Here is a 14,730-nt window from a genome sequence, read left to right on the forward strand (position 1 = left end):
GGGCCGGGGCGTGCGGTCAGTCCGTGCCGAGGAAGATCGGGTTGGTGAGGGCGGCCGGGGCGCCCGGCGGCCGCCGGGTGGCGGACCTCGGCCCTGACGTAGGCGGAGCGCGCCGGGGAGGTGCGCCACTCCAGCGGGGCGGGCGCCGTACCGGCCGGGGCGGCCGGGGCGGTGAAGACCACCCCCTGGTCGGTCACCAGCCGCAGCTCGCAGCCCTCGGCGCCGGATCCGGTCGCCGACAGCCGCACCAGCACCTCCGCGTCCGGGCCGTCGGCGCGCAGTCGCTCGCCGATGCCCGCGTGGGCGCCGCGCCCGGTCACCGCGTCGAAGGCGACGGTGACCCGGTCGGACTCGGCGGCGTAGGACCGGCCGGAGCGCAGGCCCGCCAGGACCGCCTCGCGGGTCAGGTCCTCGGCCAGGACCACGGTCTGCGGTGAGCCGACCCGGTCGGGGTCGCGGTGGTAGTCGCTGTTCGCGACGGCCGGGAGCCAGCGGTCGCCGCGCGCGGCGCGCAGGGTCGCGTCCCAGGAGGCGAGCGAGACCTCGTCGTCCGGGGTCCAGGGGCCGTTCCAGACCTCCACCGCGTCGGCCTCGCCGAAGCCGAACTTCCAGGCGCAGCCGACGCAGGTGGCGTGCGGGTGGGCGGGGACGACCAGGCCGCCGGCGCCCCGGATCGCGCGGGCGAACCGGCCGAAGCGGTCGTCGCGGGCCCGGTAGCGCCAGTCGACGAAGGTGCCGGGGTCGGTGCCGACGGCGAGGACGTGGCCGGTGCGGGTGGTGATCTCCTCGCCGGTGAGGACCAGGAGCTCCGGGGGGACGGCGTCGGCCCAGGCGGTGTGCGCGGAGTGGGTGTTGTGCTCGGAGGAGTTGATGAAGTCCAGGCCCGCCGCACGGGCGAGCCCGGCTATCTCGGCCGGGGTGCGGCGTCCGTCGGAGTGCACGGAGTGGATGTGGCAGTCGCCGCGGTACCAGGCGCGGCCGCGGCCGCGTGCGCGCCGGGGCGGGTAGCGGCGGGGGGCTGCCGGGGCGGGCGGGCCGTAGGAGAACGTCGCGGTGATCTCGTACGGGAGTCCTTGCGGGGCCACCGTGTACGGGCCGAGCAGCAGGTGCCAGCGGCCTTCGGCGATCGGGCCGGGGAGGTAGCCGGGGGTGGCCTCGTCGGTGCGCAGGAAGAACTCGGCGCGGGCGCCGCCGGACCAGCCCCGGAAGCCGCGGCCGCCGAGGGCGGTGCCGTGCGGGTCGAAGATGCCGATGTCGAGGGCGTTGCCGGGGGTGCCGGGCGGTACGGGGGGCTTCTGGTAGGTGTACGCGATGCGCAACTCCCGTACGCCCGGGGGGACGTCCAGGGGGACCTCGACGTAGTCGGGGGCGCCCGGCGGGATGGTGCCGCGCAGGGTTCTGGTGTCGGGAGCCCCCGGGGTGCCGGTGTCGGTGGGGGCTGAGGGGGCGTGGGGTGCGGCGGCTGCGGCCGCGCCGCTTGCCAGCAGATCGCGTCTAGTCATCGCCATGCCCCGAGCGTGGCCGGGGGATGTGAATCCCGCGTGGATTCGGTGTGTGGGGCTCCTCCGGGGCGGGTGGCGCCGGTGCGCGGAGCAGGGCGGTCGCGCGGTCCAGGCTGCGGGCGAGGGCGTGCCGGGTCGGGCCGGTGGCGAGGACGTAGGCGTGGTGGAGGGCCCCGGTGGGGGCGTGGCGGACGGTGGCGTCCGGGGGGACCTCCAGCTGGACGCGGGCCACGCCGGGGAGGGCGCGGGCGGCGGCGAGGGCGACGGCGAGGCCGTCGAGGCGGCAGCCGGGCGGGAAGTCGACGTAGCGCAGGCCCGCGTGGGCGGTGACGGGCGGCTTGCGGACGGGCGCGGGCAGGCCGAGGGCGGCGGCGAAGGTCAGCCCGAGCACGTCGGTGCCGTGGGCGAGCCGGAGCAGCTCGGTGAACTCCTCGGCCCCGGGGCGTGCGTGGGCCTCGACCAGGCGGGGGCCGTACGGGGTGAGCACGACCTCGACGTGGGAGGGACCGTCGTGATGGCCGGCCAGGTCGAGCACCCCGCGGACGAGCGCCCGTACGGCCTCGGCGGTCCCGGCGTCCAGGACGACGGGCACGTCGTACCCGAGGGCGGCAAGGTGCTGCGGGCGGCCCGGGTGACGCGGGCCGGAGGCCGGGGCGGGGGCGAGGGCCGGGGTGGGGAGGCGGCGGGTCCAGCCGAGGGTGCGGTGGCGGCCCTGGTGGGAGAGGGTCGCGACGGTGAGTTCCGGACCCTCCAGGAACTCCTCCACCAGGAGGTCGGTGACCTCGGGGTAGTCGAGCGCGGCGGCCTCCGCCTCGGCGGGGTCGCGGACCAGGCGGACTCCCTCGCCGTCCGTGCCCGCGCGGGGCTTGATGACGCAGGGGTAGCCGATGAGGGCGGTGAGGAACGGGATCAGGCCGGCCCGGCCGCAGCGGGCGAAGGAGACCGGCCTGGTGGCGTGCAGGGTGTTGGAGCGGGCGCGCAGGGCGGCCTTGTCCATGAGGGCGGTGATGGCGGCGGCCGGGGTGCCGGGCAGGCCGAGGGCCTCGTTGGCGCGGGCGGCGGCCAGGGCCGCGGCGGGGCCGAACCCGAAGACGCAGGCCCGGCCGTGGCGGACCGCCGCCAGTCGGCCGACGGCCCCGATCAGGCGGCGGTGGTCGCGCCAGTCCGTCCGTACCCGCCGCTCCGCCCCCTCACGGTCGGATGGCACCGATGGACCCGGCGCGACCACCACGGCGCGCGCGCCCGCACGGCGGGCGGCGGCAACCTCGGCGGAGCGCGGGCTGAGCAGAACTGCCACGGGCTGGAGCCGTGAGCTGGTCGTCGTCCCGTGCGGCATACCGCGCTCCCCCCGTCACGCCGTGCCTCCACTGTGCCGGTTCGGCATATGCCGGAAGCCGCCGTTCAGGCGTCGAGTTGCCGCCTTGCGGGAACACGAGGGGTTTACGAATGGGCACACACAGGGACCAATAGGCATATGCCAGCCGAAGCCGAGGGAGTCGACCGCGTCGACGGTGTCGAGCGAGTGGACGGAGTCGACCGCATCACCGCGGGGCGCGAGGGTGAGCTGAGTCCCGCCGCGCGGCGCCTGTACGCGTACGCGGTGGAGCGGCAGGCCTTCACCGCGGCCGAGGCCACCTCGGCGCTCGGCGCCCGGGCGGGCGCCGCCATCACCGAGCTGGCCGCCGCCCACCTGCTCCAGCGGGCCGCGGGCCCCGGCCCGGAACGGTGGAGCGCGGTGGCGCCCCGGGCGGCGGCGTCCCGGGCGCTGGCCCCGCTGGCGCTGCTCGTACGGGAGACGCACGACGAGATGGACCGGCTGCGGGGGCGGCTGGAGGCGCTGGTGCCCGCGTACGAGGCGGGGGCCGCGCACCGGGACCTGAGCGGGGCCGGCCGGCTGGAGCTGGTGACGGACCTGGGGGCGGTGCGGGGGCTGATCGCCGAGCTGGTGGCGGGGTGCGAGCAGGAGCTGCTGACCTCGCAGCCGGGCGGCGGGCGGCCGCAGGAGACGCTGGAGGAGGCGGTCGGGCGGGACGAGTCGCTGCTGGCGCGCGGGGTCCGGATGCGGACGATCTACCAGCACACGGCGCGCTACTCGCGGCCGACCGCGGCGTACGTCGAGCGGGTGACGGCGCTCGGCGCGCAGGTGCGGACGCTGGGCGACGGGCTGATGCGGATGCTGATCTTCGACCAGCGGACCGGGCTGATGGCCGTGCCGGACCGGACCGGGGCGGCGCTGGTCGTGCGGGAGCCGAGCGTCGTGCACTTCATGACGGCGGCGTTCGAACGGTCGTGGCTGGGGGCGCGGCCGTTCCCGACGACGGTGAGTCCGGAGGCGGCGCGGTCGCTCTCGGACGAGCTGCGGCAGACGATCGTGCGGTTGCTCTCCGAGGGGCTGGAGGACAAGGTGATCGCGCGGAGGCTGGGGATGTCGGAGCGGACGTGTCAGCGGCACATCGCGGAGGTCATGCGGGCCGTGGGGGCCAAGTCCCGTTTTCAGGCCGGGTACTTGCTCGCCGCGGCCGTTCCGGCGGAGCCGGAGCCCGGGCCGGGGGTTTAGCCGGGCTGCGCCCGGACCTGGGGCTCCGCCCCAGACCCCGCGCCTCAATCGCCGGCGGGGCTGGATTTTGCCGGACGGCGTCCGGAACGGGCTCGGCGCGCCCCTACATCGGTGACTCCAGTTCCGGGATGAGGCGCCCCCGGCGGGACAGGAGGAAGCGTTTGAACTCCGCTACCGGTGGGGTGTCGGGGTGGCCGTCCAGCCAGGCCACGCCGATCTGGCGGACCGCGCGCGGGGCCGTCACCGTCAGCTCCACCACGCCGGGCCGGGGTACGGCGGGCGGTGGGAGCAGGGCCACCCCCAGGCCCGCCGCGACCAGCCCGCGCAGGGTTTCGGCCTCCTCGCCCTCGAAGGCGACCTTCGGGGTGAAGCCCGCCTCCGCGCACAGGTCGTCGGTGATGCGGCGCAGGCCGTAGCCCGCCTCCAGGGTGACGAAGGTTTCCTCGGCGGCCTCGGCGAGCCGGATCCGCTTGCGCACGGCGAGGCGGTGGTCGTCCGGGACGACCAGGCGCAGCCGCTGCTCGTCGAGCCGGCGCGTCACCAGGTCGGGGGCGTCGGGCAGGGGCGAGGTCAGGCACAGGTCGAGTTCCCCGGCGCGGAGCTTCTCCAGCATGGCCTCGCCGTAGTTCTGGACGAGGGAGAACCGTACGCGCGGATGGTCGGCCCGGAAGGCGCGGATCAGGCCGGGTACGGTCTCGGGCCCCAGCGTGTGCAGGAAGCCGAACGCGACCTTGCCGAAGGAGGGGTCGGCGTCGTCCTGGACGGATCCGGCGGCGCGGGCGATGCCGTCCAGGGCCTGTTCGGCGGAGGCCAGGAAGGTGCGGCCGGCCGTGGTGAGGGAGACGGTGCGGCCCTTGCGGGCGAACAGCGTGACGCCCAGGTCCTGTTCGAGGCGGACCATCGCCCGGGACAGGGTGGACTGCGGTACGCCCAGCTCGTGCGCGGCGCGGGTGACGTGCTCGTGCCGGGCGACGGCCGTGAAGTACGCGAGGCGCGGGGCCAGCAGACGTGTCACGGCCATGTCTTCTTCGTAACGGTTCGTTGACATGTACGCCCCTGAGCTGTGGTGATGCGTGAGTGGATCGATTATCGCGATTCTGTGCATTGGACGCATGAAAAACAGGGGCCTACCTTCGACGTATGCCTCCCGCTCATACCGGGGCACCTGTCACCTCAGGTGCCTTCACCCCGTCGTTCCCGCAGCCCGAAGCCCTCTCCCCCGGCCGCCCCGGCTACCGCCGGATGAGCCTCGCGCTCTTCGCCGCCGGTCTCGCGACCTTCGCCCTCCTCTACTCCACCCAGGCGCTGCTGCCCGCGGTCTCCGCCGGCTTCGGCGTGACGGCGGGTCAGGCCAGCTGGACGGTGTCCGCGGCCACCGGCGCGCTCGCGCTGTTCGTGCTGCCGCTGAGCGCGCTGTCCGAGCGGTTCGGCCGGACCCGGATGATGACCTGGTCGATGGTGATCGCCGTCGGCGTCGGCCTGCTGGTGCCGTTCGCACCGAGCCTGGAGTCGCTGGTCGTGCTGCGCGCGGTGCAGGGTGCGGCGATCGCCGGGATCCCCGCCTCCGCGATGGCGTACCTGGCGGAGGAGGTCAAGCCCCGGGCCCTGGTCGGCGCGATCGGCCTGTTCGTGGCGGGCAATTCCATCGGCGGCATGAGCGGCCGCATCGTGACGGGCTGGGCGGCGCAGCTGTGGGGCTGGCGGGCCGGGCTGCTGACCGTGGGGCTGATGGCGCTGGCCTGTGCGGTGGCCTTCCTGGTGCTGCTGCCCCGGGCGCGGTTCTTCCGGCCGGCGTCGCTGAACCCGCGCGCGGTGGGACGTACGGTCGCCGGGCACCTGCGCGATCCGCTGCTGCTGCGGCTCTACGGGATCGGCGCGCTGTTCATGACCGTCTTCGGGGCCGTGTACACGGTCATCGGCTACCGGCTGGTGGACGAGCCGTTCTCGCTGGGGCAGGGCGTGATCGGGTCGATCTTCCTGGTCTACCTGGTGGGTACGGTCTCCTCGGCGGCCGCCGGGCAGCTGGTGGCGCGCACGGGCCGGCGCGGGGCGCTGTACCTCGCGGTGACCACCACCGCGCTGGGTCTGCTGCTGTCCCTCTCCGACTCCCTCGCCGCGATCCTGGCGGGGCTGGTGCTGATCACGGCGGGCTTCTTCGCCGGGCACGCGGTTGCCTCGGCGGCGGTGAGCCGGACCGCGACCTCGGGCCGGGCGCAGGCCTCCGCGCTCTACCAGTCCGCGTACTACCTCGGCTCCAGCGCGGGCGGCACCCTGGGCGCGCTGGCGTACCACGCCTCCGGGTGGGCGGCCACGGTCGGCATCGCGCTGCTGGCGGTGGTGGGCGTCGCCTCGATCACCCTCTACGGCTCCCACGCGGCCCGGGTGGCCCGGGCGCGGCAGCTGCCGCACCGCACCGCGGCGGCCCGCTGATCCATCGCCGGGCGCGCGCCGTCCCGCCGCCCGGCGCACGGGCCCCTGGCCGGGCCGGCGGCCCGTGCGCCGCCCCGTGCGCTTCCACTCCACCCTGCCGGACCCCCTGACGGATGCAGCAGCAGACCCTACGCTCCGCGTAGCGGCTCGCCGCGTTCGCGGGGCACGGGGCCCCCGGACGCCGGGGCGGGGCAGGGGAGGACCGGATGGCGGGGATACGCGTGCGCGCGCTACGGCGTGCCGCGGTGGTGTTCGGCGGGGCGATGGCGATGGCCGTGCCGATGGTGGTCGCGGGGGGCGGAACGGCGCGGGCCGCCACCGCCGTCTCCTGCAACGTGACGACGGGGCCGTACCAGCGGCAGGTCGAGCAGTTCCTGGGACGGCCGGTGGACGGGGTGCAGTCGGCCGCCGACTGCGCCGCCATCCAGTCCTTCCAGGCCACCCACGGGATCACCCCGACCATGGGGTACGCGGGTCCGCTGACCTGGCAGACCATGAGCACGATGCTCGCGCAGCGGGCGGCGGGCAAGAACCCGAACGCCGAGGGCAAGTGCCCGACGAACCTGGGGCGGATCGCCTGCGTCGACCTGACCCGCCAGCTCAGCTGGATCCAGGACGGCACGGCGCTGAAGTACGGACCGGTGGCGGTGCGCACCGGCAAGGCCGAGACCCCGACGCGGACCGGCCTGAAGAAGATCTACTACCGCAGCATCGACCACTGGTCGACGATCTACGACGTCGCGATGCCGTACGCGCAGTTCTTCGACGGCGGCATCGCCTTCCACTCGGTCACCAAGAGCATGTGGAACCCGCCGGGTTCGGGCGGCTGCGTGAACATGACGACGGTCGACGCCAAGGCGTACTGGAACATGCTGGGCAACGGCGAGGACGTCTACGTGTACGGGCGCAAGCCCGGGACCTGACGTGACCTGACGGGCCCGGCGGTCGCGGCTGCCGTTGTCGGACCCCTCGGGTAGTTTCCGAAGGAGACGGAACTACCTGGGGGCGACACCATGAGCGACCTGGCGACGACATCACCGGACCCGGACCTCGACTCCGCGATGGAGCGCTACCGCGTGGAGCTGACCGGCTATTGCTACCGGATGCTCGGCTCGGCCTTCGACGCCGAGGACGCGGTGCAGGACACGTACGTCCGCGCCTGGCGGGCCTACGGGAAGTTCGAGGGCCGCTCCTCGCTGCGCTCCTGGCTGTACCGGATCGCCACCAACGTCTGCCTGGACCTGCTGAACGCGGGGAACAAGCGGGCCCGCCCGATGGACCTCAGTGCCCCGCAGCACCAGTCCTCCGCCGTGCTCAACGAGCGGCCCGAGGTGACCTGGCTGGAGCCGGTGCCCGACGGCCGGGTGCTGCCGCAGACCGCCGACCCGGCGGAGGCGGCCCTGGCCAAGGAGTCCGTCCGGCTGGCCTTCGTAGCGGCCCTCCAGCACCTGCCGGCGAAGCAGCGGGCGGTGCTGATCCTGCGGGAGGTGCTGGCCTGGAAGGCGGACGAGGTCGCGCAGCTCCTGGAGACCACCGTGGCGTCGGTCAACAGCGCCCTCCAGCGGGCGCGGGCCACCCTCGCCGGTTCGGGGCTGCGCGACAGCGATCCGGCGGACCCGCTGGACGCCGGGCAGGCGAAGCTGCTGGAGCGGTACCTGTCCGCCTTCGAGGCCTACGACATCACCCGGCTCACCGCCCTGCTGCACGAGGACGCGGTGCTGTCGATGCCGCCGTTCGACCTGTGGCTGCGGGGCCACGAGGACATCGCGGCCTGGCACCTCAACCAGGGCATCGGCTGCAAGGGCTCGCGCCTGGTCCCGACGACGGCGAACGGCATGCCGGCGTTCGGCCAGTACCGCCCGGCGGCCTCCGGGAAGGGGCACACGCCGTGGGCGCTACAGGTCCTGGAGATCTCAGACGGCCGGATCACCGGCCTCAACGCCTTCCTCGACACCGCCCGCTGGTTCCCCCTCTTCGGCCTCCCCGAGCAGCTCGACGAGACCTACGAGGCCGAGTAGGGCGCGGTACGCGGGGCCGACGCCGGTCACCCGCAGGGGCCGGCCCCGGGCGGCCAGCCGCAGCCGGGCCAGCACCTCGACGGCGGCCAGCCCCGGCGCGGTCACGGCGGCGGCGTCGCACACCACCGCGCCGGCCCCGCCGTCGTAGAGCCGGGCGAGGCGCGCGCACAACGGCGCCACGTCCTGTTCGGCGGGACTGGGCCCGGGCAGCACGAGTCGGGTGATCTCCACGAGGGGGTGACTCCCCCACCACCCGGAACTCATCGGCGCCGGGCGGTCCCGTCAAGGGGCCGGCACCGGTCCCGGCACGGCGAACGGGACCGGCGGAAGTCCGCCGGTCCCGTTCACCCGAAAGGGAAACCGCGGGTCAGGCGATGCGGTCCAGGACGATCGGGGTCGCCGAGAAGGCGGTGCCGGCCGGGGCCACGTCGTAGGAGCCCTCCAGGGAGGCCAGCGCGTAGTCGAACTTCTCCGGGGTGTCCGTGTGGAGGGTCATCAGCGGCTGGCCGGCGGTGACGGTGTCGCCCGGCTTGGCGTGGAGCTCGATGCCCGCGCCCGCCTGGACCGGGTCCTCCTTGCGGGCGCGGCCCGCGCCCAGGCGCCAGGCGCCGACGCCGACGGCGTACGCGTCGAGGCGGGTCAGGACGCCCGAGGCGGAGGCGGTGACCACGTGCTGCTCGCGGGCCACCGGCAGGGCCGCGTCCGGGTCGCCGCCCTGGGCGGAGATCATCCGGCGCCACACGTCCATCGCGGAGCCGTCGGCCAGGGCCTTCTCCGGGTCGGCGTCCTTGATGCCCGCCGCGTCCAGCATCTCCCGGGCCAGGGCCAGGGTCAGCTCGACCACGTCGGAGGGGCCGCCGCCGGCCAGGACCTCGACGGACTCGCGGATCTCCAGGGCGTTGCCCGCGGTGAGGCCGAGCGGGGTGGACATGTCGGTGAGCAGGGCGATCGTCTTGACGCCGCTGTCGGTGCCCAGGGCCACCATCGTGGAGGCCAGCTCGCGGGCGTCCTCGATGTTCTTCATGAAGGCGCCGCTGCCGACCTTGACGTCCAGGACGAGCGAGCCCGTACCCTCGGCGATCTTCTTCGACATGATCGAGGAGGCGATGAGCGGGATGGCCTCGACGGTGCCGGTGACGTCGCGCAGGGCGTACAGCTTCTTGTCGGCCGGGGCCAGGCCGTCGCCCGCCGCGCAGATGACGGCGCCGGTGGTGTCGAGGACGTGCAGCATCTCCTCGTTGGACAGCAGCGCGCGCCAGCCGGGGATGGACTCCAGCTTGTCCAGGGTGCCGCCGGTGTGGCCGAGGCCGCGGCCGGAGAGCTGCGGCACGGCCGCGCCGCAGGCGGCGACGAGCGGGGCCAGCGGGAGGGTGATCTTGTCGCCGACGCCGCCGGTGGAGTGCTTGTCGGCGGTCGGGCGGGAGAGGGAGTCGAAGTTCATCCGCTCGCCGGAGGCGATCATCGCGGCGGTCCAGCGGGCGATCTCGGCCCGGTTCATGCCGTTGAGCAGGATGGCCATGGCCAGCGCCGACATCTGCTCGTCCGCGACGACCCCGCGGGTGTACGCGTCGATGACCCAGTCGATCTGCTCGGGGCTCAGCTCACCGCGGTCCCGCTTGGTCCGGATGACGGAGATGACGTCCATGAGGTGACTTCCTTCTACGCGCATAGAGATGAGGGGGAGGGAGTTCATTGGGTTTCAAGCGGGACGGCCCTCCGCCCGGCAGGGGCGGAGGGCCGTCGGCACGGCTATCTCAGGTGGTCGGGCCCGAAGGCCTGGGGCAGCATCGCGCTCAGCGGGAGGATCCCGTCGGGGGTCTCCACCAGCAGTTCCGGGCCGCCGAACTCGTACAGCAGCTGGCGGCAGCGCCCGCAGGGGACGAGGATCTCGCCCTTGCCGTCCACGCACGTGAAGTGGGTGAGACGGCCGCCGCCGGTGGCCTGGAGGGAGGAGACCAGGCCGCACTCGGCGCACAGGCCGAGCCCGTAGCTGGCGTTCTCGACGTTGCAGCCGGTCACGACCCGGCCGTCGTCGACCCGCGCGGCCACGCCGACCGGGAAGCCCGAGTAGGGGGCGTACGCCCGGGTCATCGCGTCCCGGGCGGCCGTCCGCAGGGCTTCCCAGTCCACGACCGGCTGGTCCGCGGTCACTTGCCCTGGCCCTTGCGGTACGGCATGCCGTCCGCCTTGGGCATGCGCAGGCGCTGCGCCGACAGGGCGAGCACGAGCAGCGTGGTCAGGTACGGGGCGGCGTCGACGAACTGGCTCGGCACCTGGTCGGTGAGCGCGTACCAGATGAAGAGCCCGGCGGCGCAGACCGCCGCGATGCCGGCCTGGAGGTGCTTCTTCTTGTACAGCTGCCAGACGACGACGAGCACCAGCAGGATCGCCAGGAGCAGCAGCATCGCGTGGACGTTCTCGGCGCCGCCGCGCAGGCGGAGGCTGTAGGTGAAGCCGAAGAGGCCCGAGCCGAGGGCCATGCCGCCCGGCATCCAGTTACCGAAGATCATCGCGGCGAGACCGATGTAGCCGCGGCCGCCGGTCTGGCCCTCCTGGTAGATGCCGGTGGAGACGATCGCGAGGAAGGCGCCGCCGAGGCCGGCCATCCCGCCGGAGACGATCACCGCGATGTACTTGTACTTGTAGACGTTGACGCCGAGGGACTCCGCGGCGATCGGGTTCTCACCGCAGGAGCGCAGTCGCAGGCCGAAGGCCGTGCGCCACAGCACCCACCAGGTGGCGGGGACCAGGAGCACCGCGACGACGGTCAGCAGCGAGAGGTCGGTGACCAGACCGCCGATGAGGCCGGCGGCGTCCGAGATCAGGAACCAGTGCTTGCCCTGGAGGGTCGCCATCCAGTCCGAGAGCCCCGGGATCGTGATCTCGGTGATCGGATCGATGCGCGGGGACTGCTTGGAGGAGCCGCCCGGGGTCTTGTCGAAGGTGAAGTTCGACAGGTACTGGGTGAAGCCGACGGCCAGGATGTTGATCGCCACACCGGAGACGATGTGGTTCACGTTGAAGGTCACGGTGATGAGCGCGTGCAGCAGGCCGCCGATCGCGCCACCGATGATGCCGACGAGGACACCGGTCCACGGACCCCACTGGTAGCCGGCCCAGGCGCCGAACCAGGTTCCGAGGATCATCATGCCTTCGAGGCCGATGTTGACCACGCCCGCGCGCTCGGCCCACAGGCCGCCGAGGCCCGCGAGGGCGATCGGCACCGCGAGCTGGAGGGCGCCGGAGACCTGGCCGATGGAGGTCAGGTCGTTGGCTCCGGAGATCAGCCGGACGACCGAGACCAGTGCGAGGCCTCCCGCGATCATCAGCAGGATCCAGGGCAGGGTGAGCTTGCGGCGGCCGCCGCCCTTCTTGGGCGCGGCGCTCGTCGCGGAAACGGTGCTGGTGCTCACGCCGCGACCTCCTTGTTGTCGGTCTTGAGGGCGTGGCCGGCGGCCAGCTCTTCGCCGACCTTCTGCTGCTGGCGGCGGATGCCGTAGCGGCGGACGAGCTCGTAGCTGACGACGACCGCGATCACGATCAGGCCCTGCATGATCGTGCCGATCTCCTTGGCGTAGCCCTCGGTGTCGAGACCGGCGGACGCCTTGTCGATGAAGGCGATCAGGAAGGCCGAGAAGAAGATGCCGATCGGGTTGTTGCGGCCGAGCAGAGCGACGGTGATGCCGGTGAAGCCGACACCCAGCGGGAAGGACAGGTTGTACGTGTGCGACTCGCCCAGCAGCAGCGGCATGCCGGTCAGACCGGCGACCGCGCCCGAGATGAGCATCGCAGTCATGATCATCTTCTTGGGCTCGACGCCGGAGGCCTGCGCGGCGGACTCGCTGGCGCCGGAGGCGCGCAGGTCGAAGCCGAAGCGGGTCCGGTTGAGCACGAACCAGTAGACGACGCCGAGCACGAAGGCGACGAAGGTGAAGCCGTAGATGTCGCCGCCGGGCAGGGACAGGGCCGGGAACCAGCCGGACTCCGGGATGTCACCGGTGGTCAGGTCGTTCGAGCCGGCCGGCTGCACGCCGAGGTTCTTCGGCAGGATCAGCCAGGCGATCAGCGAGGTCGCGATGGCGTTGAGCATGATCGTGGAGACGACCTCGCTCACGCCACGACGGGCCTTGAGGATGCCCGCGATACCGGACCAGAAGGCGCCGGTCGCCATGGCGACGAGCACGATCAGCAGGACGTGCAGCGGTCCGGGCAGCGAGACCGAGGCGCCGACCACGGCGGAGACCATCGCCGCGAGACGGTACTGGCCGTCGACGCCGATGTTGAAGAGGTTCATCCGGAAGCCGATGGCGACGGCCAGGGCTGCCAGGAAGTAGATGCCGGCCTGATTGATGATCAGGACCTGGATGTCCTCGTAACCCGCCTGCTCGATCATGATCCGCAGCGGGTCGATCGGGTCCACGCCCGAAGCGGCCAGCACGATCATGGTCAGCACCAGGGCGCTGACCAGTGCGAGCACCGGTCCGGCGGCTGCGAGGAGCAGCCGGTCCTTGTCGAACTTCTTCATCGGGCCTCGTCCTCCGTGGCGTCGCCGTCGACCCCGGCGGAGTTGTCGTCTTGGGCTTCGAGGTGCCCGCTGGCGGCGCCGGTCATGGCGGTGCCGAGCTCCTCGGGAGTGATCGTCGCAGGGTCGGCGTCCGCGACCAGGCGACCGCGGTAGATGACGCGCAGGGTGTCGGACAGGCCGATCAGCTCGTCCAGGTCGGCCGAGATCAGGAGCACGGCCAGGCCCTCGCGACGGGCCTCGCGGATGGCGTCCCAGATCTGCGCCTGCGCGCCGACGTCCACACCACGGGTGGGGTGCGCGGCGATCAGGAACTTCGGGTTGTGGCTCATCTCGCGGCCGACGATCAGCTTCTGCTGGTTGCCGCCGGACAGGGAGGCCGCGGTGACGTCGATGCCGGGGGTGCGGACGTCGTACTCGCGCACGATCCGCTCGGTGTCCTTGCGGGCGGCCTTCAGGTCGAGGATGCCGCCCTTGGAGTTGGGCTTCTCGGTGACGTGGCCGAGGATGCGGTTCTCCCAGAGGGGGGACTCCAGGAGCAGGCCGTGCCGGTGGCGGTCCTCGGGGATGTAACCGATGCCGCCCTCGCGGCGCTTGCGGACCGCCATCTTGGTGATGTCGGCGCCGTCGAGGGTGATGACGCCCGCGTCGGGAGTGATCATGCCCATGAGGGCCTCGATCAGCTCCGTCTGGCCGTTGCCCTCGACGCCGGCGATGCCGAGGATCTCGCCCTTGTGGATGGTGAAGCCGATCCCGTCGAGCAGGAGGCGGCCGGCGACCGGGGCCTCGCGCAGGTCGGTGTCGGAGTCGCCCAGGACCGGGGTGGAGGTCTCGGGGGTGGTGACGGTGCCGGACTCGGCGACGGTCAGGCTCTCGACCTTGAGCATCGGGGTCGTGGTCACCGTGGACTCGCGGGTCTCCGGCGAGGGCAGCTCGGTGCCGACCATGAGCTCGGCGAGCTGCTTGGTCGTGGCCGTCTTCGGGTCGGCGGTGCCGACCGTGGTGCCGCGGCGGATGACGGTGATGTCGTCGGCGACCTTCAGCACCTCGCCCAGCTTGTGCGAGATGAAGATGACGGTCAGGCCCTCGGCCTTGAGCTCACGCAGGTTGTCGAAGAGCGCGTCCACTTCCTGCGGCACGAGCACGGCGGTGGGCTCGTCGAGGATGAGCGTCTTCGCGCCGCGGTAGAGGACCTTGAGGATCTCCACGCGCTGGCGGTCGGCGACACCGAGGTCCTCGATCAGGGCGTCGGGGCGCGCGCCGAGGCCGTACGCGTCCGAGATCTCCATGATCTTCTTGCGGGCCTTGGCACCGATGCCGTAGAGCTTCTCGCCGCCGAGGACGACGTTCTCCAGGACGGTGAGGTTGTCGGCCAGCATGAAGTGCTGGTGCACCATGCCGATGCCGCGGGCGATGGCCTCGCCGGGGTTGTTGAAGGAGACCTGCTCCCCGTCGATGGCGATGGTGCCCTCGTCCGGCTTCTGCATGCCGTAGAGGATCTTCATCAGGGTCGACTTGCCGGCACCGTTCTCACCGATGAGGGCGTGGACCGTGCCCTTGCGGACGGAGATGGCGATGTCCTTGTTGGCGACGACGCCGGGGAAACGCTTGGTGATGCCGTGCAGTTCTACGGCGAGAGGGGGGCTGGACGCGTTGATGACGCACTCTCCTTGGCGCGGAAGGAGCTGGAAAGCCAAGTTG

General features: G+C 72.9%; 12 protein-coding genes and 1 pseudogene. 4 read left to right on the forward strand and 9 right to left on the reverse strand.

The window, feature by feature from the left end:
* Nucleotides 1-16 precede the first annotated feature (16 nt).
* Both ACFV0Q_RS16790 and ACFV0Q_RS16795 read right to left on the reverse strand, forming a co-directional pair.
* A pseudogene (locus ACFV0Q_RS16790) lies at nt 17-1,508 on the reverse strand (CehA/McbA family metallohydrolase).
* Nucleotides 1,495-2,799, reverse strand: coding sequence for an ATP-grasp domain-containing protein (locus ACFV0Q_RS16795; RefSeq protein ID WP_385005913.1), 1,305 nt, complete (start codon nt 2,797-2,799; stop codon nt 1,495-1,497). Before ACFV0Q_RS16795 ends, ACFV0Q_RS16790 begins: the two are co-directional and overlap by 14 nt.
* 177 nt (nt 2,800-2,976) lie before the next feature.
* Here ACFV0Q_RS16795 and ACFV0Q_RS16800 point away from each other — a divergent pair, with 177 nt between their 5' ends.
* Nucleotides 2,977-4,059: a LuxR C-terminal-related transcriptional regulator gene (locus tag ACFV0Q_RS16800; RefSeq protein WP_385005915.1), complete on the forward strand. Its 1,083-nt coding sequence runs from the start codon at nt 2,977-2,979 to the stop codon at nt 4,057-4,059.
* A gap of 103 nt (nt 4,060-4,162) precedes the next feature.
* On the opposite strand, the gene ACFV0Q_RS16805 is transcribed toward ACFV0Q_RS16800, so the two are convergent.
* Nucleotides 4,163-5,080: a LysR family transcriptional regulator gene (locus ACFV0Q_RS16805; RefSeq protein ID WP_385005917.1), complete on the reverse strand. Its 918-nt coding sequence runs from the start codon at nt 5,078-5,080 to the stop codon at nt 4,163-4,165.
* A gap of 119 nt (nt 5,081-5,199) precedes the next feature.
* On the opposite strand from ACFV0Q_RS16805, the gene ACFV0Q_RS16810 reads away from it, so the two are divergent.
* The 3 genes from ACFV0Q_RS16810 to ACFV0Q_RS16820 all read left to right on the forward strand — a co-directional run bounded on the left by ACFV0Q_RS16810 (nt 5,200) and on the right by ACFV0Q_RS16820 (nt 8,507).
* Complete coding sequence (locus tag ACFV0Q_RS16810) at nt 5,200-6,489, forward strand: MFS transporter (RefSeq protein WP_385005919.1); 1,290 nt, start codon at nt 5,200-5,202, stop codon at nt 6,487-6,489.
* Nucleotides 6,490-6,695: 206 nt separating this feature from the next.
* Nucleotides 6,696-7,412: a L,D-transpeptidase family protein gene (locus ACFV0Q_RS16815; RefSeq protein WP_385005921.1), complete on the forward strand. Its 717-nt coding sequence runs from the start codon at nt 6,696-6,698 to the stop codon at nt 7,410-7,412.
* Nucleotides 7,413-7,502: 90 nt separating this feature from the next.
* The gene (locus ACFV0Q_RS16820) at nt 7,503-8,507 is read left to right on the forward strand and encodes a sigma-70 family RNA polymerase sigma factor (protein WP_385005923.1); all 1,005 of its coding nucleotides are present in this window, start codon (nt 7,503-7,505) and stop codon (nt 8,505-8,507) included.
* On the opposite strand, the gene ACFV0Q_RS16825 is transcribed toward ACFV0Q_RS16820, so the two are convergent.
* The 6 genes from ACFV0Q_RS16825 to ACFV0Q_RS16850 all read right to left on the reverse strand — a co-directional run bounded on the left by ACFV0Q_RS16825 (nt 8,403) and on the right by ACFV0Q_RS16850 (nt 14,726).
* Nucleotides 8,403-8,738 carry an STAS domain-containing protein gene (locus tag ACFV0Q_RS16825; RefSeq protein ID WP_385005925.1) on the reverse strand — a complete coding sequence of 112 codons (336 nt, stop codon included), beginning with the start codon at nt 8,736-8,738 and terminating at the stop codon, nt 8,403-8,405. The genes ACFV0Q_RS16820 and ACFV0Q_RS16825 overlap by 105 nt on opposite strands.
* A gap of 136 nt (nt 8,739-8,874) precedes the next feature.
* Nucleotides 8,875-10,152, reverse strand: a complete 1,278-nt coding sequence (locus ACFV0Q_RS16830; protein ID WP_385005927.1) for a thymidine phosphorylase — start codon at nt 10,150-10,152, stop codon at nt 8,875-8,877.
* Nucleotides 10,153-10,256: 104 nt separating this feature from the next.
* Nucleotides 10,257-10,658, reverse strand: a complete 402-nt coding sequence (locus ACFV0Q_RS16835) for a cytidine deaminase (protein WP_385005929.1) — start codon at nt 10,656-10,658, stop codon at nt 10,257-10,259.
* On the reverse strand, nt 10,655-11,920 hold the full coding sequence (locus ACFV0Q_RS16840) for an ABC transporter permease (protein ID WP_385005931.1): 1,266 nt from the start codon (nt 11,918-11,920) through the stop codon (nt 10,655-10,657). The genes ACFV0Q_RS16835 and ACFV0Q_RS16840 overlap by 4 nt, the downstream gene beginning before the upstream one ends.
* A complete protein-coding gene (locus ACFV0Q_RS16845; RefSeq protein ID WP_385005934.1) occupies nt 11,917-13,032 on the reverse strand; it encodes an ABC transporter permease in 1,116 nt (371 codons plus the stop codon). Before ACFV0Q_RS16845 ends, ACFV0Q_RS16840 begins: the two co-directional genes overlap by 4 nt.
* On the reverse strand, nt 13,029-14,726 hold the full coding sequence (locus tag ACFV0Q_RS16850) for an ABC transporter ATP-binding protein (protein ID WP_385005936.1): 1,698 nt from the start codon (nt 14,724-14,726) through the stop codon (nt 13,029-13,031). Before ACFV0Q_RS16850 ends, ACFV0Q_RS16845 begins: the two co-directional genes overlap by 4 nt.
* Between the last annotated feature and the right edge of the window lie 4 nt (nt 14,727-14,730).

The sequence above is a fragment of the Streptomyces sp. NPDC059564 genome, assembly GCF_042735575.1.
In the GTDB taxonomy this organism is placed as follows: Bacteria; Actinomycetota; Actinomycetes; order Streptomycetales; family Streptomycetaceae; genus Streptomyces.